General features: G+C 61.9%; 15 protein-coding genes. 5 read left to right on the top strand and 10 right to left on the bottom strand.

The genetic code is table 11. The features are described 5' to 3' along the window. Window positions 1–458: 458 nt before the first annotated feature. Window positions 459–752 (top strand): GIY-YIG nuclease family protein, encoded by a 294-nt coding sequence (locus tag AC0IW7_RS07690; RefSeq protein WP_471816864.1) that lies wholly within the window; start codon window positions 459–461, stop codon window positions 750–752. Here AC0IW7_RS07690 and AC0IW7_RS07695 read toward each other — a convergent pair whose 3' ends face one another. Together AC0IW7_RS07695 and AC0IW7_RS07700 are read right to left on the bottom strand one after the other, a co-directional pair. After that, window positions 753–2,363, bottom strand: a complete 1,611-nt coding sequence (locus AC0IW7_RS07695) for a methyl-accepting chemotaxis protein (RefSeq protein ID WP_471816866.1) — start codon at window positions 2,361–2,363, stop codon at window positions 753–755. A gap of 81 nt (window positions 2,364–2,444) precedes the next feature. Further along, window positions 2,445–3,677, bottom strand: coding sequence for a nucleoside recognition domain-containing protein (locus AC0IW7_RS07700; protein WP_471816868.1), 1,233 nt, complete (start codon window positions 3,675–3,677; stop codon window positions 2,445–2,447). Between the two features lie 157 nt (window positions 3,678–3,834). On the opposite strand from AC0IW7_RS07700, the gene AC0IW7_RS07705 reads away from it, so the two are divergent. Further along, a complete protein-coding gene (locus AC0IW7_RS07705) occupies window positions 3,835–4,491 on the top strand; it encodes a DUF3313 domain-containing protein (RefSeq protein WP_471816870.1) in 657 nt (218 codons plus the stop codon). 77 nt (window positions 4,492–4,568) lie between these two features. Here AC0IW7_RS07705 and AC0IW7_RS07710 read toward each other — a convergent pair whose 3' ends face one another. Beyond that, entirely contained in the window at window positions 4,569–4,733 is a 165-nt protein-coding gene (locus tag AC0IW7_RS07710; RefSeq protein ID WP_110615871.1) for a DUF1328 family protein, read from the bottom strand. A gap of 204 nt (window positions 4,734–4,937) precedes the next feature. Then, entirely contained in the window at window positions 4,938–5,372 is a 435-nt protein-coding gene (locus tag AC0IW7_RS07715; RefSeq protein WP_122492087.1) for a PA2169 family four-helix-bundle protein, read from the bottom strand. Window positions 5,373–5,604: 232 nt separating this feature from the next. Between AC0IW7_RS07715 and algB the strand changes: the two genes are divergently transcribed. Next, entirely contained in the window at window positions 5,605–6,951 is a 1,347-nt protein-coding gene (gene algB, locus AC0IW7_RS07720) for a sigma-54-dependent response regulator transcription factor AlgB (protein WP_122492088.1), read from the top strand. Beyond that, window positions 6,948–8,732 (top strand): KinB sensor domain-containing domain, encoded by a 1,785-nt coding sequence (locus AC0IW7_RS07725; RefSeq protein WP_471816873.1) that lies wholly within the window; start codon window positions 6,948–6,950, stop codon window positions 8,730–8,732. Before algB ends, AC0IW7_RS07725 begins: the two co-directional genes overlap by 4 nt. A 93-nt stretch (window positions 8,733–8,825) precedes the next feature. On the opposite strand, the gene AC0IW7_RS07730 is transcribed toward AC0IW7_RS07725, so the two are convergent. Next, complete coding sequence (locus AC0IW7_RS07730; protein WP_471816875.1) at window positions 8,826–10,130, bottom strand: OprD family porin; 1,305 nt, start codon at window positions 10,128–10,130, stop codon at window positions 8,826–8,828. Window positions 10,131–10,712: 582 nt separating this feature from the next. Between AC0IW7_RS07730 and AC0IW7_RS07735 the strand changes: the two genes are divergently transcribed. After that, window positions 10,713–11,432, top strand: coding sequence for a 16S rRNA (uracil(1498)-N(3))-methyltransferase (locus AC0IW7_RS07735; protein ID WP_471816877.1), 720 nt, complete (start codon window positions 10,713–10,715; stop codon window positions 11,430–11,432). 135 nt (window positions 11,433–11,567) lie between these two features. Here the strand turns inward: AC0IW7_RS07735 and AC0IW7_RS07740 are convergent, their stop codons facing one another. The 5 genes from AC0IW7_RS07740 to AC0IW7_RS07760 all read right to left on the bottom strand — a co-directional run bounded on the left by AC0IW7_RS07740 (window position 11,568) and on the right by AC0IW7_RS07760 (window position 22,508). Continuing rightward, window positions 11,568–12,098: a ferritin-like domain-containing protein gene (locus AC0IW7_RS07740; protein ID WP_122492092.1), complete on the bottom strand. Its 531-nt coding sequence runs from the start codon at window positions 12,096–12,098 to the stop codon at window positions 11,568–11,570. A 153-nt stretch (window positions 12,099–12,251) separates the two neighbouring features. Then, entirely contained in the window at window positions 12,252–12,728 is a 477-nt protein-coding gene (locus AC0IW7_RS07745) for a chemotaxis protein CheW (protein ID WP_122492093.1), read from the bottom strand. A 21-nt stretch (window positions 12,729–12,749) separates the two neighbouring features. Further along, window positions 12,750–13,769 carry a chemotaxis protein CheB gene (locus tag AC0IW7_RS07750; RefSeq protein WP_471816880.1) on the bottom strand — a complete coding sequence of 340 codons (1,020 nt, stop codon included), beginning with the start codon at window positions 13,767–13,769 and terminating at the stop codon, window positions 12,750–12,752. Beyond that, window positions 13,766–21,574 (bottom strand): Hpt domain-containing protein, encoded by a 7,809-nt coding sequence (locus AC0IW7_RS07755; RefSeq protein ID WP_471817014.1) that lies wholly within the window; start codon window positions 21,572–21,574, stop codon window positions 13,766–13,768. Before AC0IW7_RS07755 ends, AC0IW7_RS07750 begins: the two co-directional genes overlap by 4 nt. A gap of 25 nt (window positions 21,575–21,599) precedes the next feature. After that, complete coding sequence (locus AC0IW7_RS07760; protein WP_471816882.1) at window positions 21,600–22,508, bottom strand: CheR family methyltransferase; 909 nt, start codon at window positions 22,506–22,508, stop codon at window positions 21,600–21,602. Between the last annotated feature and the right edge of the window lie 19 nt (window positions 22,509–22,527).

The following is a 22,527-nucleotide window of genomic DNA, read 5'->3' on the forward strand; positions in this document are numbered from 1 at the left end:
GGGTTAAAGAAGCCTTGCGTTCATGCCCTTCGCAAACTACCGCGAGCCGGACGCCGCACCCTCCTTCCAAAGACTGGATCCCCGCGTTCGCGAGGATGACGGAGGGTTAAAGAAGCCTTGCGTTCATGCCCTTCGCAAACTACCGCGAGCCGGACGCCGCACCCTCCTTCCAAAGACTGGATCCCCGCGTTCGCGAGGATGACGGAGGGTTAAAGAAGCCTTGCGTTCATGCCCTTCGCAAACTACCGCGAGCCGGACGCCGCACCCTCCTTCCAAAGACTGGATCCCCGCGTTCGCGAGGATGACGGAGGTGTTTGCCCCTTCACCGTCATCCTCGCGAAGGCGGCGGTCCGACGATTCGGGATCCAGAATCTTCCGCCGGACAAAGGGATCTAGCCGATTCCCCATCCCGCGCCGGGCGATAAACCTAAGCGCCCTTCCACACGCGAACAAACCTCATGGAACGGATTCCGACGGTCTATATACTCGCCAGCCAGAAAAACGGCACGCTTTACATCGGCGTCTCCTCAGATCCAGTCAAACGCATATGGCAGCATCGAACCGCAGCCATTCCCGGTTTCAGCAGCGCCTACAATGCTCACCGTCTGGTGTACTTCGAAGTATATGAAGACATGCTCACTGCCATAGCCCGCGAAAAGCAGCTCAAAAAATGGCGACGCGAGTGGAAAATTGAACTCATCGAATCCACCAACCCAACCTGGTCCGACCTCTGGCCCACCCTCCTCCCTTAGCTACAACCGAAACCGCTGCACCATCGCGTTCAAATCACTCGCCAACTTAGCCAGTTGATCACTGGCCACCGACGTCTCATGCGCGCCCGTGGCGTTCTGTTCGGCGATGTCGCGGATGGCGACCAGGTTGCGGTCCACTTCCCGGGCCACGCTGGCTTGTTCTTCTGCCGCGCTGGCGATCACCAGGTTCATGTCGTTGATCTGGTTGACGCGCTCGGCGATCAGTTGCAACGCGCTATCGGCCTGGCTGGCCATGATCTGGCTGCGGCTGGCGTATTCGCTGCTTTGTTCCATCGCACTCACCGACTGCTGGCTGGCGGTTTGGATGGCGCTGATCATGCGCTCAATTTCCTGGGTACTGGTTTGCGTGCGCTGGGCCAGCGCGCGCACTTCGTCTGCCACCACGGCAAAGCCGCGACCCTGATCACCGGCGCGCGCCGCCTCAATGGCAGCGTTCAAGGCCAGCAGGTTGGTTTGTTCAGCAATGGTGCGGATCACTTCCAGCACACGGCCGATGGCGATGGCCTCGTCGGCGAGCGTGGCGATGGTAGTGGAGGTGATGTTCAAGCGGTCTGTCAGTTGCTCGATGGTGTTTCGCGTACTGCTTACCTGCTCGCGCCCGGCCTGGGCGGTCTCCTGGGCTTCGCGTGAGGTGTCGGAGGTGTGGTTGGCGTTGCGCGCCACTTCGTCGACAGCGGCGGACATCTCGGTCACCGCCGTAGCAGCCATCTGAATTTCATCGTTCTGCCGGGTGATGCCGCGTGAAGAATCGTCGGTTACTGCATGCAGCTGCTCGGCCGCCGAGGCGAGCTGAGTGGCGGAGTTCTGGATGTTCAGCAGGGTTTCCCGCAGCGTGCCTTGCATGCCGCTGAGTGACCGCTGCACGTGGGTCACCTCATCGGCGCCTTCAGCCGGCACCGGCTGGCTGAGGTCGCCGGCGGCAATGCGCTCGGCCGATGCCGCCAGAACCGCCAGCGGCCGGGTGATGCTGCGGCTAAGTAGCACGGCGGCAATCACGGTGAAAATGACGCTGGCCAGCAGAATCAGGCTGAAGGTCACGGTGGCGTTGTTGGCACTGGCTTCGGCACGCGACCCCGCTTCAGCCGCGCCCCGGTTGTTGAGGGCGATCAGCGCGTCAAGCGAGGCAATCAAGGCATCGAAGGCTTGCTCGGATTGAGCTGCCACCGCTGGCGTCACACCGCCACTGGCCATGCCTGCCAGCACGGCGTCGAGGGCGTTTTCGTACGCGTCGCTTTTGGTTTCGTAGTCGCCGAACAGGCGCCGGTCTTCATCAAGAATAATCGTGCCTTCGTACTCTTTGTCGTAGCCGTGCACGCGGTCGGTGATGGTGCGGATTTCCGCGCCGAGTGACGTCAACTCGTTGGGCTGAGCGACGATTTCGTTTTCATCCAGGCGCATCAGTTGGCGGTCGGATTTGATCTTGGCCATCAAGTCCAGACCGCCCATCCAGACGTCTTTCACTTCCATCAAATCGGTACGCAGGCTCGACAACTCGGTGAGCGCGACGCCACCTGTGACCAACAAGCACAGCGTCAACACGCCAAAGCCGATGAAGTTACGCAGACCCACACTGACCGAACGTAGAGACATAACCCACTCCAAAGCGCGTTGGCGATGGGCTGAGTTTAGTCAGCGTGCCGTCGCCTGCATGGCGTCTCGTCGTGCGGCCCGTTAGCCGCCGAAAAACCAGTAGCACACCGAAATGGCCGCCACCACGCCGGCAAATTCCGCCAGCAGCGCACAGCCCACGGCGTGCCGCGCGCGCTGAATGCCGACGGCGCCGAAATACACGGCCAGCACGTAGAAGGTGGTTTCCGTACTGCCTTGAATCGTCGCCGCCACCAACGCGGGGAAGCTGTCGACGCCTTGGCTTTGCATGGTTTCAATCAGCATCGCGCGCGCCGCGCTGCCGGAGAACGGTTTCACCATCGCCGTGGGCAAGGCGTCGACAAAGCGGTTATCCCAGCCCAACTGTTCAACCAGCCAACGAATGCCGTCCAGGCCGAAATCCAACGCACCCGAGGCGCGCAACACGCCGACGGCGCAGAGCATGGCGACCAGATACGGCAGCAAGCTTTTGGCGACGTCGAAGCCTTCTTTGGCGCCTTCGACGAAGGTTTCGTACACCGGCACTTTGCGCAGCGCACCGACCAGCACGAACAGCAGAATCAAACCGAACAGCGTCAGGTTGCCCAGCAGCGACGACAAGCCGGCCAACGCCGTGGCCGACAAGCCGGCCAACAGCGCCATAAAGCCGCCAAGCAGCAAGGCGCCCGGAATCAGGTACGCGAGCACCACCGGATCCCACAGGCGCAGGCGCTGCATCACCGCCACCGAGAGCAAACCGACCAGCGTCGAGGCGCTGGTGGCCAACAGAATCGGCAGGAACACCAGGGTCGGGTCGGGCGCGCCTTGCTGGGCGCGGTACATAAAGATGGTCACGGGCAACAGGGTCAGCGACGAGGCGTTGAGGACCAGAAACAGAATCTGCGCATTGCTCGCGGTGGTGCTGCTGGGGTTGAGTTCCTGCAGGGCGCGCATGGCTTTAAGGCCAATGGGTGTGGCGGCGTTGTCCAGGCCCAGGGCGTTGGCGGCGAAGTTCATGGTGATCAGCCCCAAGGCCGGATGGCCCGGCGGCACTTCGGGCATCAGGCGGCGGAACAACGGGCCCAGCATGCGGGCCAGCCAATCGACGATGCCGGCCTTCTCGGCGATGCGCAGAAAGCCGAGCCACAGGGTCAGGGTGCCGAACAGCAACACCATCACCTCGACCGAGAGCTTGGCCATGGCGAACAGGCCTTCGACCATGGCCGCAAACACGCCGGCGTTGCCGCCCACCAACCACTGCGATAACGCCGCAATGGCGGCAACAATGAAAAAGCTCAGCCACAAGCCGTTGAGCATGGTTCGTCCTCTTGATGTGCCGCGGATGATAGCGGCGCCCTTTGCTGCATTGCCACCGACACCCGCACCAGCACGGTCATTTTTCTCAGCTAGGCTCACTTCGCCAGCAGTGCCCGCCGGTGCGCACCGGTTCACGTTTCGCTTAGGAGTTTCAAGGATGACTAAACGCTTGATCGCCAGTTTTGCCTTGAGCAGCGCTTTGCTCATGGCGGGTTGCTCCAGCTCCACCACCCAGCCTGAGCAGTACTCGGGCTTTTTGTCGGACTATTCCATTCTTAAACCGGCCACCTCGGCCAGTGGCGCGCCCGTGCTGCGCTGGATCAAGCCGGGCCTGGACCTCAACCACTACAGCTCCGTGCTGGTGGAAAAGCCGCAGTTCTACCCGGCGCCCAAGCCCAATGAGCAGGTCAGTCAGAAAGCGCTCAATGACATTGCCAACTACCTGCAACAGGCCATGCAACGCGAACTGGCAGGCCGTTTGCGCATCGTCAACCAAGCCGACGCCGACACCTTAGTGCTGCGTTCAGCCATTACCGCCGTCGACACCTCGGCCAAGGGTTTGCAGTTCTATGAAGTCATCCCGATCGCGCTGGCAGTCGCGGCCGCTACGGCGGCAGCGGGCACGCGCGATGAAGACACCACCATCTTTGTAGAAATGCAGGCGCTGGATGGCGCGACGGGCAAGCCGGTCGCCGAAGTGGTCCGCAAGGGCACCGGGCTGCGGCTGGAAAACGACACCACGCAACTGACGGTGAAAGACCTCGCCCCGGTGCTGGACGTCTGGGCCAAAGATGCACGCAACTTCAAGCCTTAAACGCAGGGCTGCGCGCTAAAACGCAGGCATAAAAAAACGCCCTCGAACGAGGGCGTTTTGGTGTGGCGCTGATGGCGTCAGACTCGACCGCGACGGCCGAAGATCAGCGAAACAACGAACATCACCAGGAACACGACAAAGAGAATTTTCGCGATGCCGGTTGCGGTGCCCGCAATACCACCAAAGCCCAACACTGCTGCGACGATGGCGATGATCAGAAAGGTAATGGCCCAACTCAACATGATGTCTCTCCTTACGTTTGGTTCGGGTTCGAAACCCTGTTTGTCAGGAACCCTTACTGGGTTGGAACCACGGCCTTCTGGCTTGGTTCAGGTTCCTTGTTTCGTCTTGCGTTAAAAAATTCGGTACAGCCTGGTTAAAACAAAACCTGCGGTGGCGGGCGGTTGGGCTTCGCTTGGCTCAGCCCAACGCACACGGAAACAGGCTTACTTCAGCGAATGCTTCAGCTCACGCATACGGTCGTGGCACGCACGCACTTTCGGCATTTCTACGGCCAGGGCGGCGCGCAGATCCGGGTCGGCATCTTCCATGGCGTCTTCGAAGGCATGCAGGATGCGGTCTTCGGTATCTTCCAGTTCGGCGACGTAAGCGGCGCCTTCATCTTTGGACATGCTGGCTTTGGTGTCGGCGTAAACCTGACGCAGCTTGCCCATCATGGTGCCGCCCTGAGCGGGGGTTTCATGGTTGGCGGCTACTTTCACGGCCAGGGCCTGAATCACCTGGATTTTGGCTTGCGACATGTCGCGAAACAGGGCCTGCAGCTGCGGGTCTTTGACCTCGGTGCGGGCGTGCTCGTAAAAGCGCTGACCGTCACGGGTGATTTCGATCAGTTCGTTCAGTTGGCTGGTGCGACTGCTCATGATGATTTCCTCTCGGTCTAGGGCCGTTCTTGGCCTGTTGCAAGGGATATCGCAAGCGCTGTGCCAGCTTTTTAAAACTTTTTATTTCGTTTAAAAACAACGGGTTAGTCAGTCCAAGCGAGACGCTCCGCCATGCAGCTTGCAGGATGGGTTTAAATCCACCGTGCAAGTTGCACGAACTTGCCCGTACTTTCCGTGACTAACGCTCACTGCAACCGATCTGAGAACACACATGGAAGCTCCCAGCCCGAAAAATGGCCGCATTTTATTGGTCGATGATGAGTCGGCAATTCTTCGTACGTTCCGCTATTGCCTGGAAGACGAGGGCTACACCGTAGCCACCGCGACCAGCGCCATGCAGGCTGACACCCTGCTGCAACGCCAGGTGTTCGACCTGTGCCTGCTGGACCTGCGCCTGGGTGAGGACAACGGCCTGGAAGTGCTGGCGCAGATGCGCCTGCAAGCGCCGTGGATGCGCGTGATCATCGTCACCGCGCACTCGGCCATCGACACCGCCGTGGACGCCATGCAAGCCGGCGCCAGCGACTACCTCGTCAAGCCGTGCAGCCCGGACCAACTGCGCATGGTCGCCGCCAAGCAGTTGGAAATCCGTTCCCTGGCCGCGCGCCTTGAACAGTTGGAAGGCCAAGCGCGCAAGCCAGGCGACGACCTCGACTCCCACAGCCCGGCAATGATGGCCGTGCTGGAAACCGCCCGGCAGGTGGCCGGCACCGACGCCAACATTCTGATCCTTGGCGAATCCGGTACCGGTAAAGGTGAATTGGCCCGCGCCATTCACGGCTGGAGCCAACGCTCGAAGAAAGGCTCGGTCACCATCAACTGCCCCTCGCTCACTGCCGAGTTAATGGAAAGCGAGCTGTTCGGTCACAGCCGTGGCGCGTTTACCGGCGCCAGCGAAAGCACCCTCGGCCGCGTCAGCCAGGCCGATGGCGGCACCCTGTTCCTGGACGAAATCGGCGACTTCCCCCTGAGCCTGCAACCCAAGTTGCTGCGCTTTATTCAGGACAAAGAATACGAACGGGTCGGCGACCCGGTGACCCGTCGCGCCGACGTGCGCATCGTCGCGGCCACCAACCTCGACCTCGACGCCATGGTGCGCGAAGGCAAGTTTCGTGAAGACCTGCTCTATCGCCTGAACGTCATCACCCTCAAGCTGCCGCCGCTGCGCGAGCGCGCCGACGACGTGCTGATGCTGGCCGAGCGGTTCCTCGCCCGCTTTGTGAAAGACTACGCGCGCCCTGCCCGCGCCTTTACCGAAGAAGCACGCAACGCCCTGCTCGACTATCAATGGCCGGGCAACATTCGCGAGCTGCGCAACGTCATCGAGCGGGCAAGCATCATCTGCCCGCAAGAGTTGGTGGATGTCAGCCACCTCGGCCTGGTCGCGCCCACCAGCAGCAACGCGCCACGGGTCGGCGCCGACCTGAGCCTGGAAGACCTGGAAAAAGCCCACATCGCCGCCGTGTTGGCCACCAGCGACACCCTTGACCAAGCCGCCAAAACCCTGGGCATCGACGCCTCGACGCTCTATCGCAAACGCAAACAGTACAACCTATGAAGCCAGCCATGACCCTGCGAACGCGGTTCTTCCTGAGCTTCTCAGCGTTGATCACCGTCGCGCTGTTGGGCTTGCTGCTGGGGGTGGTCAGCGTGTTGCGCATGGCCCAAACCCAGGAAGGCCTGATCCAGAACAGCTTCGCCACCATCGACCTCAGCCAACGCCTGCGCACCAGCTTTGGCGACCAGTTGACCATCATGCTCAGCGTTAAACCGGACATGAAGGCACTGCGCGCTTCTCAGGCTCAATTTCGCAATCTGCTGGAAGAAAGCCTGGACCTGGAAAACCGCCACGACCGTGAAGGGTTTGAGCGCATTGAGAAAGCCTACAGCGAGTTTCAGGTAACGCTCGACAAGGCCGACCCGGCCAACGGCGGCGTCAACGACGACAACACCGTCAGCCAGGCCTTCAACGACGTGCGCAAGCAAATGCTCGAAGTGCAGCAGGTCGCCATTAACAACGTGACCATGGCCGAAGCCCAGGCACGCGATCGGGCCAGGCTGATCGCCCTGCTCCTGAGCCTGTTGGGCGGTGCCGTGCTGCTCATTGGGCTGCTGACGGCACAAAGCATCGCCCGCCGTTTTGGCGGCCCCATCGAAGCGCTCGCCACTGCGGCCGACAAAATCAGCCAGGGCGATTTCGACGTGGCGTTACCGGTGTCTTCGGTCAGCGAAATGGCCCTGCTCAGCCGCCGTTTCGGGCTGATGGCGGATGCCCTGCGCCAGCTCAAGGAAACCAACGTCGAGGCCTTGCTAGCCAGCCAGAAACGCCTGCAAGCCGTGCTCGACAGCATCGACGACGGCCTGGTGATCATCGACGTCAACGGCGACATCGAGCACGCCAATCCGGTTGCTATCCGCCAGTTGTTCTGGGAGCACGACCTGCTGGGCAAAAGCTTCGGCTCGGTGATCAACCGCCCGGAGCTGGACGAAGCCGTAAGCCTGGTGCTTAGCGGCAAACAACTGGAGCAGGTGCCGGAAGATTTACTGATTGAAACCGCCGGTGAAAAACGCCTGCTGGCGTGGGCGCTGACCCCGGTGCATCACATCGACGGCCGAACCGTGGGCGCCGTGATGGTGCTGCGCGATGTCACCGAACAGCGCGCGTTCGAGCGCATTCGCATGGAGTTTGTGCTGCGTGCTTCCCACGAGCTGCGCACGCCGGTGACGGGCATGCACATGGCCTTCAGTCTGTTGCAGGAACGGTTGAAGTTCGGCGAGGAATCGCGCGAAGCAGACTTGATCCGCACCGTGGACGAAGAGATGGCGCGCCTGGTGCAGCTCATCACCGACTTGCTGAACTTCTCGCGCTACCAGAACGGCCTGCAAAAATTGGAGCGCGCCCCGTGCGACCTGCACGAGCTGATCGGCCAAACGCAACAACGCTTCGCCGCCAAAGCCAGCGAGCGCGACATCAATATCGTGGTGGAAGTGCTGGAACCGCTGACGCAGGTGAATATCGATCGCCAGCAGATCGAGCGCGTGCTCGATAACCTGATTGCCAACGCCCTGCGCCACAGCATCAGCGGCAGCGAAATTCAGGTGCAAGCGCGGCGTCACGGTGAACGCCTGATTATCAGCGTGCAGGACTTCGGCGAAGGCATCGACTTCAGCCAGCAGGCGCGAATTTTCGAGCCGTTTGTGCAGATCGGCAAACGCAAAGGCGGCGCCGGGTTGGGCTTGGCCTTGTGCAAGGAAATCGTGCAGTTGCATGGCGGGCGAATCAGCGTGTATTCGCGGCCCGGCAAAGGTTCGCAGTTTTATATGGCGTTGCCGATTTAAGCGCCATTCACCGTGGAAAGATCGAGGCTGAAGCCTCTCCTACAGAAAACGTGAACCTGTAGGAGAGGCTTCAGCCTCGATGCTTTTCAGCCCTTACAAAATGCTCAACGGGTACTCGATGATCAGCCGAACCTGATCGGAATCCACATCCGAAGTCCCGGAAATACGGTGCGTGGCTTGCCGCACGCGAAAGGACAAGTCTTTCGCCGGCCCGTCCTGCACCACGTATTTCACCGAGATATCCCGCTCCCAGTGCTTCTCGTTGTCGGCGTAGTAGTTGTAAGGACTGCTGGCATCCATGTGGCTGCCGTCAACATTGTCGCCACGGGTATAGCCGGCGTAGAAGGTCAGCCCCGGCACGCCGTAGGTGGCCATGTTCAGGTTGTACCCCAGGCGCCAGGACTCTTCGCGCGGGCCGTTGAAGTCGACCAGTTGCATGGAGTTGGCCAGGTAGATGGAGTCCTGGAAAATTCCGCCGCCCAGTACCAGATAATCGAACGGCTGATCGCCGTGGTTTTTCTGAAAGGCCAGCGTCACTGTGTGGGCGCCAATGGTGTAGCCGGTGGCGAACGACCAGGCGGTGGTATCGATGGTGCCCGCCAGCGATTTGCCCTCGTCGAGGGTGCGGTAAATGTTGAAGTCGAAGCTCAGCGACTGGTCGTCGCTCAGCGCCATCACGTAGTTGGCGTTGCCGTAGTACTGCTTCCACAGGTCTTCATATTCGGAGCCGTAGCCGGTGACGCTGAGGGTGTCGGTGATGCTGTACGTGGCGCCGAGAAAGGTGACATCGCCGCCTTCCTTGCCGGCATAGCCCGCATAGAAACCGTCGTGGCTGCCGGACTGATTGTTGTCTTTGGACGAGGTGAAGTGACCGGCGTCGACTTTCAGGCCTTTAACTTCGGCGCTGTCCAGTTGAAAGCCGGTTGCAGTGGCCGGGACCAAGCGCGCATCGGCCATGGCGATAACCGGGTTGTACGGGCGCAGGTCGCCGTATTTCAGCGTGGTGTTGGAGAGGCGAACTTTCACCGCGCCGCCCAGGGACGAGAAGTCGTCTTCGGAATTGCCGTCGGAATCCTGCGGGAACATTTTCGAGCCGGCACGGCCGCCGCCGCTGTCGAGCTTAATGCCGGCGTAGGCGCTCATGTCGACGCCAAAACCTACGGTGCCCTGGGTGAAGCCGGACACGTAGTCCAACTGAAAGCCTTGGCCCCACTCGCGGTTATCGCCGGTGCCCCGGTCGTGGCGGTCCATGTTCCAGTAGAGGTTGCGTGAAATCAGATCGAGCGTGCTGTCTTCCACGAATCCCTTGGAGTCGGCCTGCCCCGCCTGCGCTGCCGACAAGGTGAAAACGCTGGCGCTGGCCACAGCCAGTGCCACTGCGGTGTGTTTCAGTCTCATTGTGTTGTCCCCATGAAGTGAATGTGTCGGCATGCACCCGCACCAGCGCCCGGGCGTCATTCAAATGGGTTGAGCGTGGCGGCCACCTGATGCACCCAGCGATGGCCGCCCGCTCGCTCAGTCTTCGCGGTGGGAGATGCAATCCGCGCCGCTGGCCGAGTTACCCATGGGCCTAACAAAAGCCCCATTCATTGCCCCATGTTCGCGCGTTACGCCCTGTTCAATTCACGACACATTGACGTGCTATTACGCCAACGCTCGTGGCGCGGAAAGTTGACGACCGAGATGTAATTTGTCGGGTCGGACAAGTCATAAAACGGCACTTTTTAGCGCACCGAAAGCGATCTATACAGCTGATAAACAAGTGTTTTCCTATTAAATCGTGTGCACGCTTTCGACATTCAGTTAATCAACTTTCGTAGACTTCAAAACACTTACATTAGTTAGCGTTATCCGAAGTATTACCGGAGCATCGATGAACTTTTCCCGGCTATTTGAAGCGCGCACCGCGTGCGCGAACGAGAATTTCAAACACGCTCTGGGCTATGCTTGCCGCCCCTATCGCCGACTGCCGTTTTCGCCATGCGCCTCTCCCGATTCTTTATTGATGCCCCCCTTTCCATCGGCCAGCACGACCTGCCAGAAACCCAGGCGCACTACATCGGCCGCGTGCTGCGCCATGCCGTTGGCGATGCGGTGCAACTGTTTGACGGCAGCGGCCAGGAGTTTCTTGGCGAGCTGATTGAAGTAGGCAAGAAGAACGTGCGCGTGGAACTGCGCGAGGCGCTGCCGGGGCAAGCGCCATCGCCGCTGCATATTCATTTGGGTCAGGGGTTGTCTCGCGGCGAGCGCATGGACTGGGCGATTCAGAAAGCCACCGAATTGGGCGCCAACGAGATCACGCCCATCGTCAGCGAACGCTGCGAAGTGCGCCTTAAAGGCGAGCGCGAAGACAAACGCCTGGAGCACTGGCGGCAGGTGGCGATCAGTGCGTGCGAGCAGTGTGGGCGTTCGGTGTTGCCGGTGATTCATTCGCCGGTTGTTTTAGCGCAGTGGCTCGAGCAGGCCCAGGCCGACTTGAAACTCGTGCTGCACCCGGTGGCAGAGCCCCTGACCAGCCATGACAAACCGCAGTCACTGGCGTTTCTGATTGGGCCCGAAGGTGGGTTGTCGGATGCTGAAGTGGCGCAGGCGCAAGGGCGCGGATTTCACGCGGCGCGGTTAGGGCCAAGGGTGTTGCGCACGGAGACGGCGCCGGTGGTGGCGTTGAGTGTGGCGCAGCAGTTGTGGGGGGATTTTTAGTTCTACGTTTGCCCCGGCCCTCTCCCCTAGCCCCTCTCCCAAAGGGAGAGGGGAATCGAGCAGCGACTCGGTTAGCTCCCCTCGCCCGCTTGCGGGAGAGGGGCTGGGGGAGAGGGCCGGGCGAAACGCCTATCCTCAAGAATCCTTCAACAAATCCGCCAAATCATCGGCATGCTCTTCTTCCTGCGCCAGAATCTCTTCAAACAGGCGGCGCGAAGTCGGGTCGTCGTTGCCCAGGTAGTTGATGATTTCTCGGTAGCTGTCGATGGCGATACGTTCGGCCACCAGGTCTTCGGTAATCATCTCTTTCAGCGTCGCGCCTTCCACGTATTCGGCGTGGGAGCGCTCGGTCAGGCTTGCTGGGTTGAAGTCCGGCTCGCCGCCCAGCTGCATGATGCGTTCGGCCAACTGGTCCGAATGCGCCAGCTCTTGTTGAGCGTGCTCAAGGAACTCGGCGGCAGCGGCACTGGCTTTCAGGCCGGTTGCCATGAAGTAGTGGCGTTTGTAACGCAGGTAGCACACCAGCTCGGTGGCCAGCGCGGTGTTAAGCAGCTTGATCACTTCTTCGCGGTTGGCCGAGTAGCCCTCGGTAATCGCGCCTTCTTCAATGTGCTGGCGCGCGCGTTGACGCAGCGTGGCCACGTCGGTCATCAGAACAACAGTCATTTTTCACTCTCCATCAGCAGAACGGTCGGTAGCGCAGGCTCTAGCGGCCGGCGTCTCGGTGTACTGAGGTGTGAGTGGCGAGGCGGGGAAAAGTTTGAAGTTTTGTCAAAGGCAAGCGGTGGGCTTAGCGGCGCGAAGCCCAGCGAACGGGCATCAGATCAAACCGGCATCGGCAAGCATCTGCTCCAGGGCCAGCAGGTCGGGAATCTTGGCTACCGCTTCACCGAAGCTCACGGCATCCAGTTCCAGCGGCGCCAACGGCACGTCGGCGCGGGCCAGCTCGGTGCCCACTTTCAGCGAGCGCGGAATGCCTTGCACCAGCAGCGCAAGGAATTTCACGTTGGGGCGCCCGCCCAGGGCGTTGATTACCGCCACGCGTGCGCCGGGGCGAATCTGGGGTTGGCCGTCAGACGCCGCTTCAAACGACAGCAACGGCAAACTCAAGTCACGCCACGCCATTTGCCCGAGGAACCAGGCCGGCATGCCGGGCGTTACTTGCGGCGCGCGATAGGGAATCAGCTCGGCCACCGCCACGTTCGGCAGCAGCAAGGTGCGGTCGGCCAGGGGCACTAGCAACCCGGTGATGCTGGTGGCGGTTGAGGCGGTGGTTGGGGTGACGGCTTGGCTCATGGGGAAATCCTGTCGGCGCTATCAGGCGCACTGCGACGCTAAATGGTTGACCAGCGTTTCCGCCAGTTCGCGCGGGTCGCCACTGTAGGCGCTGTAGCCGCCCTCGCGCAGGCTGTCGGGCATGCTCGCGCAGGCGCAACTGTCGGCGCGCTGGGTCCAGATGGCGCCACCCTGGCGGCGCACATAGGCGGCGGCGGCACTGCCATCGCTGCCCATGCCGCTAAAGGCGATCACACCGCTCATGGCGCCGAAATGCTGGGCGAGGTTGAGCATCATCTGGTCAATCGACGGGCTGTACGGTTCCGGCCAGCCACGGTCGGCAATCTTCATGGCGCCGTCTTCGGCAAAGCCGAGTTCGTATTGAATGGGCGCCACCACCACTTCGCCACAGCGCACGGCATCGCCCTGGCGTGCAGGGTTAACGTGCCATTGGCTGTGTCGGCCGACGGCTTGCGGCAAGGTGGCTTCGAAACTGGCGTCGATATGCTGGGCGTAGACAAACCCAATCGGCAGCCCGCCTGGCAACGCGTCGAGGAAGGCTTTGACCGCCGCCGGACCGCCCAATGAAGCGGCCAGCAGCCACACCTGACGCGCCGGCGCACCCGCGGCCAGCGGCGTGTTAGCCAGCGCTGACGGCAGGTCCAGCCGCGCCGGGCGCTGCGATTCATCCAACAGGGCTTGCAGGCTCGGGCCGACCGCTTGCGTGGGGTCGCCCACCAGGCGCTTGAGCTTGCCGACCAGGCGGCGTTCCCAGCGTGGGTAATTCTCCGAATGCCGCTCCGGCGCATGACCTTCGCCAAACAGCACCGGCACGTCTGCATGCTCCAGCAGGGTGTCGATCAACGGCGAGTCTTCGGACTGAGCCAGGTCCACCAACCACAAATCCGCTTCGCAGGCGGCCAGCGCCTCGGCATCGAGCCGCGCGGGGTCGGTGTTGAGCACCACGTTATAGCCGCTGCCCGTCAGCGCCTGTTGCAGCACGTGGCGCTGCAACGAGGTGTCGGCGAGCACGGCGATGCGTGCGCTGTTTTTCTCGGTCATGTGCGTTTAACCGGGTGTTCGGCCACCAACTTGGTGATGGTCTCCAGCAACAACGACTCTTGGTACGGCTTGCCGAGGTAGTCGTTGACGCCGATGTTCATCGCCCGCTCCCGGTGTTTATCACCGGTACGCGAGGTGATCATGATGATCGGCAGGTCTTGCAGGTTCTGATCGTGACGCACCAGGTTGGCCACTTCGAAACCGTCCATGCGCGGCATTTCGATGTCCAGCAGCATGATGTCCGGCTTGTGCTCTTGCAGCAGCGAGATGGCGTCCACACCGTCTTTGGCGGTGAGCACGTTCATGCCGTTACGCTCCAGCAGACGGCTGGTGACCTTACGCACGGTAACCGAGTCGTCGACTACCATAACCAGCGTCGGACGTTCCACTTCCACCTCGGCGGGCAGCGCGGTACGGCTGACGGTGCGGGTTTGCAGCTGGTTGAGCAGATGCGCGTGACGCACCCGAATGGTCGCCAGCAGGTCGAGAATCACCACCACGCGACCGTCCCCGAGAATGGTCGCACCGGAAATGCCATGCACGCCGGCGAACTGCGGGCCGAGGCTCTTCACCACGATCTCGCGCGAACCGGCCAGCGAGTCCACTTGCACGGCGACGGCGTGGTCGCTGGAGCGCACCAGAATCACCGGCAGTGGCAGGCTCTGGCCCACCAGTTTCGGTTGCTGGCCGTTGTTCAACAGGTCGCCCAGGTAGCGCAGTTCGTAGGCTTGGCCGGCGTATTCGAAACGCGGCGCGTCCGGTGCGTAATAGGCTTCCAGCTCGTACGGCGAAACCCGCACGATACCTTCGATGGTGTTCAACGGAATGGCGTACAGGTCTTCACCGGAAAGCACCATCAACGCGCGGTTTACCGACACGGTGAATGGCAGACGGATGCGGAAGGTGGTGCCCTCGCCCGGTACCGAGTCAATGCTCATGGAACCGCCGAGTTGTTTCACCTCGGAGTGCACCACGTCCATGCCCACGCCCCGGCCGGAGATCTGTGTGACCTTCTCGGCGGTGGAGAAACCGGCTTCCAGAATGAATTGCAGGATTTCGTAATCGGTCAGGTCCGAGGCGCTGTCCATCATGCCGCGCTCAAGCGCTTTGCGGCGCACGGCTTCCAGCTTGATGCCGCCACCGTCGTCGGCCAGGGTCAACACGATGTCGCCACCCTCGCGGCCGAGGCTCAGGCGAATGGTGCCCTGCTCGCTCTTGCCGGCCGCGCGACGTACATCGCTCGGTTCAATACCGTGGTCGACGGCGTTGCGCAGCATGTGTTCCAGCGGCGCGACGATACGCTCCAGAACCGTACGGTCCATCTCGCCGTCGGCGTTGCCGACGATGAAGTCGACCTGTTTGCCCAGCTCGCTCGCCACCTGGCGAACGATTCGGCGCAGACGCGGCACCAAGCGGTCGAACGGCACCATGCGCGTACGCATCAGGCCTTCTTGCAGCTCGGTGTTGACCCGCGCTTGTTGCAGCAACAGGGTTTCAGCATCGCGGTTACGCGCGGCCAGGGTTTCTTTCAGTTCCAGCAAGTCGGAGGCCGACTCGAACAGCGCGCGGGAAAGCTGCTGCAGCTGCGAGTGTCGGTCCATTTCCAGCGGGTCGAAATCTTCGTAGCCCACGCGCTCGGCTTCGGCCTGGAAGCGGCTGATGATTTGCGACTGGGTTTCGATGTCGAGGCGGCGCAACTGGTCGCGCACCCGGTCAATGGTCGCTTCCATCTCGCCGAGGGTGAAACCGAAGTCGCTCACCTGCTGTTCGACGCGACCCCGGAAAATGGAAGTTTCACCGGCCAGGTTAACCAGGCCTTCCAGCAACTCGGCCGGTACTTTCACCAGTTCTTGCGGGGCGCGGCGCGCGGCGGCGTCCAGCGCTGCCTCTTGGGCGCGGCGTACAAACGGCAGCACCTTGGAAGCCACCGGCGCCGACGAGAACTCGCTGGCAGCCACGATCGGATTGGCCAACGTATGCACGGCTGGCAAGGTGCTCGGCTGCGGCGCCGGCACGTGCGGTTCGGCAGGCTCGTGACTGGCTTGGGCCAGGTCGGCCGCCATGCTGTCGTTGACGCGCTGACGCAGTTGATCGAGTTCGCCTTGCAGCGCTTCGAAGCCTGATTGCACATCGAGGAACAGACTCTCTGGCCACGGCGCGCCTTGCTGCTGCGCCTCGGTCAGGTGCTGTTCGAGGTTGTGGGTCAGGTCGCCAAGGGCTTTCTGACCGGCCAGGCGCGCACCGCCTTTAAGGGTGTGCAGAATGCGCAGCATGTCGTCGACGGCATCGCTGTCGTCACGCTTCTCTTCCCAACGGCCGATGGCGCTTTCCATGCTTTCCAGCAGGTCGTCGGCCTCTTCGAGGAAGATGTCGAGGATGTCGTCATCTTCGGCATCGTCCGCGGTGGGCTCCTCGACGGCGGCAACCAGGTGCACGCTCGACGGCATGCTCAGTTGTTCGTCGGGGTTGGCGCGAAAGCGTTTGATGGTTTCGATCAGGTCGTCGCCCTTGGGCACGTGACGCTTGTCGCGCACGGCTTCGAGCATCTCGGCCAGACGGTCGTGGCAGCTTTGCAGCAGCACGAACAACCCTGGGCTGGCGCGCAAACGGCCATCGCCCAAGCCTTCGTAAAGGAATTCCAGTTCGTGGGCCAGGTCGCCAATTTCGCGAATCTCGGCCATGCGTGCGCCACCCTTGAGGGTGTGCAAATCGCGCTGCAACGATTCCAGCTCAAGGCTGTTATCGAGGTCATCTTTCCAACGCTGCAAGGCGGCGCTGGAGCTGTCGATGATGTCGAAACCTTCCTCAAGGAAGATTTCCACCAGTTCCGGATCGCGCTCGTCATCGAAGGCGGTCGGGGCTGGCGCTTCGTACGCGACAGGCTGCGGTGCGGGCGCGGGCGCGGGCTCAGGCAGCTCAGAAACCTCGGCAACCGGGGCGAGGTCTTCAACGCGTGGCTCGTCAATCGCCAGCGCTTCTGGCTCAAGCTCAACGAGCTCGGGCTCAGGCAGCACGTCGTGCAGTTCTTCAGCGCTCAGCTCGGTGGTGGCTGTCACGTCGTCGAAGTCGATAGCGTCCGGCTCAAGCTCAGCGTCCACCGGCTCCACCAGCGGCAGCTCTTCCAGCTCGTCTTCGGCAGCAACCAATTGCGCTTCTGGGCTCGGCAGCTCGACGTCCATGATCGGATCGACCAGCGCCGGGTCAATGTCGCTCAGCTCGACCGGTTCAGCGAGGTCCTGCTCATCGAGCATGACGGCTGCGGCGGAGAGGCTCTGCCCGCCACCTTGGCGAAAGCTGCGGATGTCGTGTACCAAGTCTGCCGGATCGTGCAGCGGCTGGTTAGCCTGCAACTGATCCAACAGCACGGCGAGTTTGTCGTGACTGCGTTGCAGCAGGCCGGCTAGCGCAGGCGAATAGCTGTAACGGCGGTCGACCAATCCTTCGTAAAGGGTTTCCAGCTCGTGGGCCAGGTCGCCAATTGGGCGAATGGCCGCCATGCGCGCGCCACCCTTAAGGGTGTGCAAGTCGCGCAACAGGGAAGACAAGGCCAAGTGGTTGTCTGGCTCGCCGAGCCAACGGTCCAGGGCCTGGCCCGAGCTTTCGAGAATATCCACCGCCTCTTCGAGGAAAATTTCCACCATCTCGGCGTCGAGCGGGTCGGCCTCGGCAACCACTGCCGGAGCGGGCGCCAACGGTTCTGGCGCAGGCTCAATCAATGCCAACTCTTCAACGGCTGGCATCACATCTGCGGTGGGCAGTATTTCTACGGTCGACGGCTGCTCCGGCACATCATCTACAACCGGCTCGGCCGCGAGCGCTTCGACATCCGGCAACGCGTCGAACGCCGACAGGTCGTATTCCTGCACCGGTTCTTCGCTGGTGTCGTTACTCCACTCGGCCATTTGCAGGTCGGCGGTGGCTTCGTCCAACTCGACAATATTCAGCCCCGCTTCACCGCCGGGGCTCAACAGCGCCAGGGTCTGGGGGTCGAGTGCCTCGCCCAGCAACTGACGCAAGGCTTCGACGCGTTGCGGCTCGGCGCTTACCTGCAGGCCGGCAGCCACCTGATCCATCATGCTGATCAGCGCTTCGTGGGCGCTTTCCGCTTCACTGAAGAAGCGCTCGCTCACCGCCAGGCTGCCTTCTTCGACGGCACCGTAGAGGTCCAACAGGGCCTCGCACAGCTCATCGATTTGCGGCAGTTCGGCCATCTCGGCGCCACGGCCTAGGGTGGTCAGCTCGTCAAGCAGCGCACTCAGTTCCTGACGCTCGGAAGGATGCTCGCGCCATTTGCGCAGCAGATCCTCGGCGTCCAGCAGAATGTCCATGCCTTCGGAGAGGAAAATGCCGATCAGTTGCGGGTCGCGCTTGTCGCTGCCTTGCAGGTCTTCGCGGGCCGCCTGGGCGGTTTCCAGGCGTTCCTGGTGCAGCTTGGCAACGCGTTCGAGGAACTCGGGAGCCCCTTCGATTGGCGCCAGCGGATGGGTTTCGAGCTGTTCCAGACCCTGACGGAACAGCTGTTCGGCGGTGTGCAGCAATTCCGCTTCGGCCAGGTCCATGGGGATCAGGTTGGTTTTGAATTCTTTGGCCAGCTTTTCCAGCGGCGTGGCAATTTCTGCAATCGGCAGAATGCCAGCCATGTGCGCGCTGCCCTTGAGGGTGTGCAAGGCGCGTTGCAGGTTATCGGTGATTTCCTGCGGCAACTGCTGGGCGCAATCGGCGAGGAAGCCCACCAACGTGTCGAGGTGGGTTTCCGCTTCATTACGGAAAATCTCGATCAGCTGCGGGTCCAGCGCTTCGATTTCTGGCGAGGTGACAGCCGCCGTTTCGCCCACGGCGTCGGCTGCCTGCACGGGCGCCGGGGCTTCAGGTTTTGGGCGGCGCTGCCCCCGGGCCAAGGCGTGGGCGGTGGCGGCCAGTGCATCGACGTCGTCGCGCTGGCGCTGGGCCTTGGCGGCAAACTCATCGACCAGCGCGGGCATCAGCGCAACCACGTCGGCAATCACTTGCTGCACGTCTTCGTCAGGCTGAATGCTGCGGTCGAGCACGCGGTTAAGCAGGTTTTCGATGGACCAGCCCAGCTCGCCGATAATCAGCGCACGCACCATGCGACCACTGCCCTTAAGGGTATGGAAGGCGCGGCGCACTTCGGTGAGCGCGGTTTTGTTGTCGGTGTCAGCACGCCACTGCGGCAGGTATTCGGCGATGGTTTCCAGCACCTCGCCGACTTCTTCGATAAAGACTTCAAGCAAGTCTTCATCAATCGGCTCTTCGCCTTCGGGCGGCGGCAGCAGGCTCGGCGGTACGTCTTGCGCAGGCGGGTTGATGGCCTGCACCGGGGTGGCCATGACGTCGGCCATCGACATCGGCTTTTCAGCCGGTGCTGCCGCCACAGGCACTTGCGGCTCGGCAACTGGCAGCTCGACTTCGGGCAGATCCAGTTCAGCCAGTTCGGCTTCGTTCCAGTCGGCCGGATTGTCGTCCAGCGCGTCCAGGCTCAACTCTTCCAGACCGCCATCTTCCAACGAGAACACCGGCGCCTCGGGGGCATCGAGTTCGAGGTCGCGGTGCTCAAGGCTGTCGCTGTTCCATTCGCTCGACACGTCGCCAAGGGTCAGCGGTTCGTCGTTGAGGTCCAGCGTTGGCAGCTCTTCAAACGAACTCAGCTCAACCACTTCGCCCGGCGCGGCGGGAAGGTCTTCGAGGGTCCAGCTGTCTTCGAGCGGCAGCAGGTCCGGCTCGGCGATTTCCAGATCAGTGCTTTCCAGTTCGCTGCTTTGCAGTTCACTGAAGTCCAGGCTCAGCTCGTCGTCGTCCAACTGTGCAGTCGGCTCCGGCGCTTGCAGATCTTCCAGAGAGAATTCGATACCGCCGGCGTCGCCGCTGGCGGGTGCACTCGCCGTCTCGACAACCGGCAGGTCTTCGAGGCTGAAGCTTTCTTCGATAACGCCAAAGTCCGATTCAAACGACGACGGTTCAGCCTCAAACGGCGCGGGAGCCGGCTCGGCTTCTTCGGCAAACTCAGGCGCTTGCTCCAGCACGTCGATGTCGTGCATCGGGTCGGCCAGGGGCGCGAATGTTTCCGGCGCAGGCTCAACGCGATCAAGGATCGACGGCTTCTCTTTAAGCGGATAGCCCAGGGCTTCCAGGCTTTCCTCGGCGACATCGAGAATCAGGTCGCCTTGGGCGGCATGGTCTTCGCTCAAGCGTTCGAGGTAGTACTCAACGCTGGTGATGGCGTCGGCCAGCGTGTCGAGGCTCTGCCAGTTCGGCACGGCTTTGCGCGCCAGCAGTTGCTCCTGGATATAACGGTTGCACGCCTGCAGCAACGCGGCGGCACGCTCCAGCGGAATCATGGCCAGGCCGCCACGGGCCTGGGTCAGCAGCTCTGGCACACGGGCCAGGTGCTCGTGGTTCCACTGCGAGGCGATGAATTCGATGATCGCGTCTTTCGCCTGTTCCAGGCCGTTGCGCGCTTCCTTAATCACCAACTGGTGAATCTGGCCAACGTCGGTGGTGGGCAGATGGCTTTCTTCGCGGCGGCCGTCTTCGGCGGGGCCGACCATGCCGGCCAGGGTCGCTTCCACGTACAGCAGTGCCCCGGCGACATCCATCAACACCGCATCGCTAGGTTCACGCTGGCCGAGGGACAGGCCATGCACCACATCGATCTGGTCGAGAATGACTTTGCGCGGCTGGCCGAAACCCAATACAGCCAAGGTGTCGGCGATTTGCTTGAGCGGCGCCAACTGGCCGTCCAGCTCGGCGACCTTGCTGCGGTCGCTGCGCACGAACAGGTCGAGGCTGTCTTTGACCCGCACCAGTTCTTCGCACAGCGCGGCGACCACCGAGCGCATGGCGTCACGGTCCGGGCCGGCGAGGCGGGCGCGCTCTTCGTCGACGATGTCGTCGTCGGGCAGCGCTTCGTCGAGGCGGTACTGTTCTTTGAGCTGGCGAATGCGCGGCGATTGCGGGCTGGACTTGGCGACGTAGAACAGCAGGTTCTTGGTCAGTTCGTCCGGGGCCGGCTGGTTGATGCCGTCGGCACCTTGCTCCAGCAGACGCTTGAGTTCTTTGTCGACCTGGCGCAGCAAGGTGCGCACGGAGCTGCCGTTGAGCACGCTGCCGTTGGACAGACCTTCGACGATGCCCGAGGCGATTTGCCAGAGCGGGCCCAGCGGCGCGTCTTTGCACAGCACTTCGAGGCGCGCGAAAACGCGGGCCATATAGCCGAGGTTGGTGCCCAGGTCTTGATTGCGGATGACGCCAATCAGCGCCATTTGCAGCATTTGGCGCAGTTTGCGCAGCAGCACCGGCAAGTCGGCGGTGCGCAGCTGGGCCAGCGAATCTGCCGAGAGCGCCGGTTGGCGCACGGTCATGTCAGGGGAGAACAGGCTGGTTTCGGACAGCAGCTTTTCGCCACGGGCCGAGCGCAGATCGTTCAGCAGCGGCAGCACGACCATCGGCAGGTCGCGGCGAGCGGTTTGAATGCGGTCGAGGTAAACCGGCAGTTGCAGGATGGCCTGCATCAGCACTTCCAGGGCTTCACCCTGGTTGCTGACGCGGTTTTCCATCAGGGCCTGGGCGAGGTGCTCCATCTCTTCGGCGAGCAAGGCTGCGCCGTAGAACTCCACCATTTGCAGAGTGCCGTGAACCTGGTGCGCATAGGTCAGGCAGAACCGCATGCGCGTCGAGTCCTCGGGGTTCTCTACGAACGCCTCAAGGGCCTGCCGTGCCTGTTTCAGGGTTTCTGCGATCTCGCCTTTAACCCACTCCAGGGCGACATAATCGTGCCGATCACCCATAGCAACTCCACTCATAAACCGCTCGTTACCCCTTTCGGGTAAAAGCCAGAACTCGCTCGTCGGCCACCGGCTCCAGGTCCGGGTGCTGCCAACCGACCACTTCACCAACGCCGACTACCAACAGACCACCTGGCGCAAGGCGTTCAGCCAGGCGGTTGAGGATCTCGCGGCGACGCCAGCGACGAAAATAGATCAGCAAGTTCTGACAGAAAATGACATCCATGCCGGTCATCGGCGCTTTCGCCAACTCCAGCACGTTGAGCCTTGCACAACACACGCGTGCGGCCAGGCTCGGTATTACCTTCAAACGACCATCGTCCTGCACGTCGAAGTAGCGTTCGCACAGGTCTATATCCATCTGCTCGAACTTGCGCGCGGCGTATTCCCCGTCACGCGCCTTGCTCAAGGCGTTCATGCTGATATCGGTGCCCGTTACGCCAAAGTGGTCGGGCATCTCGCTATCACGCAGCACCTCCGCAGCGCTAATCGCCATGGAGTACGGTTCTTCTCCGCTGGAGCAACCCACGCTCCATAACGCCCATGGCTGTTGCCCCGGCTGGGCCTGCGCCAGGCGCAACGCCAGGTATTGCTCAAGCACTTCAAACGAAGGGCGATGGCGGAAAAAACGGGTTTCTTGAACGGTCAGGCGGTCCAGCAGGGTTGACCATTCCACGGCGCCACGCGGACCCGCCGTGACTTGCCGGTAGTAGCTGGCGTAGTCGGGCACATCCAGCTCACGCATGCGCGCGCTGAGGTTGGTCTGCAGAAATGCCTGGCGCTGTTCGTTGATCACCACACCGGTGCGCTCTTCTAGCAGCGCTTGCCAGTCGTGGAATTCGGCAGGCGTCATGTCGACCAGGGGTTTGAGAACCCAGGTTCCACTTGACGCCCCGCCCGGCGCCCCGCTCGGTTGCATGCCGTCTCCCTCGCTCATGGCCCAGTGACGATGACCT

Source organism: Pseudomonas sp. AC229 (assembly GCF_979254655.1).

What these genes read in the sequence shown, in the direction of transcription:
- AC0IW7_RS07715 (WP_122492087.1), bottom strand. Translation starts at nt 5,372, where the DNA reads ATGAGCAGTCGCACCAGCCAACTGAACGAACTGATCGAAATCACCCGT.
- AC0IW7_RS07690 (WP_471816864.1), top strand. Translation starts at nt 459, where the DNA reads ATGGAACGGATTCCGACGGTCTATATACTCGCCAGCCAGAAAAACGGC.
- AC0IW7_RS07725 (WP_471816873.1), top strand. Translation starts at nt 6,948, where the DNA reads ATGAAGCCAGCCATGACCCTGCGAACGCGGTTCTTCCTGAGCTTCTCA.
- AC0IW7_RS07755 (WP_471817014.1), bottom strand. Translation starts at nt 21,574, where the DNA reads ATGGGTGATCGGCACGATTATGTCGCCCTGGAGTGGGTTAAAGGCGAG.
- AC0IW7_RS07730 (WP_471816875.1), bottom strand. Translation starts at nt 10,130, where the DNA reads ATGAGACTGAAACACACCGCAGTGGCACTGGCTGTGGCCAGCGCCAGC.
- AC0IW7_RS07700 (WP_471816868.1), bottom strand. Translation starts at nt 3,677, where the DNA reads ATGCTCAACGGCTTGTGGCTGAGCTTTTTCATTGTTGCCGCCATTGCG.
- AC0IW7_RS07750 (WP_471816880.1), bottom strand. Translation starts at nt 13,769, where the DNA reads ATGACCGAGAAAAACAGCGCACGCATCGCCGTGCTCGCCGACACCTCG.
- AC0IW7_RS07735 (WP_471816877.1), top strand. Translation starts at nt 10,713, where the DNA reads ATGCGCCTCTCCCGATTCTTTATTGATGCCCCCCTTTCCATCGGCCAG.
- AC0IW7_RS07695 (WP_471816866.1), bottom strand. Translation starts at nt 2,363, where the DNA reads ATGTCTCTACGTTCGGTCAGTGTGGGTCTGCGTAACTTCATCGGCTTT.
- algB (WP_122492088.1), top strand. Translation starts at nt 5,605, where the DNA reads ATGGAAGCTCCCAGCCCGAAAAATGGCCGCATTTTATTGGTCGATGAT.
- AC0IW7_RS07760 (WP_471816882.1), bottom strand. Translation starts at nt 22,508, where the DNA reads ATGAGCGAGGGAGACGGCATGCAACCGAGCGGGGCGCCGGGCGGGGCG.
- AC0IW7_RS07740 (WP_122492092.1), bottom strand. Translation starts at nt 12,098, where the DNA reads ATGACTGTTGTTCTGATGACCGACGTGGCCACGCTGCGTCAACGCGCG.
- AC0IW7_RS07705 (WP_471816870.1), top strand. Translation starts at nt 3,835, where the DNA reads ATGACTAAACGCTTGATCGCCAGTTTTGCCTTGAGCAGCGCTTTGCTC.
- AC0IW7_RS07710 (WP_110615871.1), bottom strand. Translation starts at nt 4,733, where the DNA reads ATGTTGAGTTGGGCCATTACCTTTCTGATCATCGCCATCGTCGCAGCA.
- AC0IW7_RS07745 (WP_122492093.1), bottom strand. Translation starts at nt 12,728, where the DNA reads ATGAGCCAAGCCGTCACCCCAACCACCGCCTCAACCGCCACCAGCATC.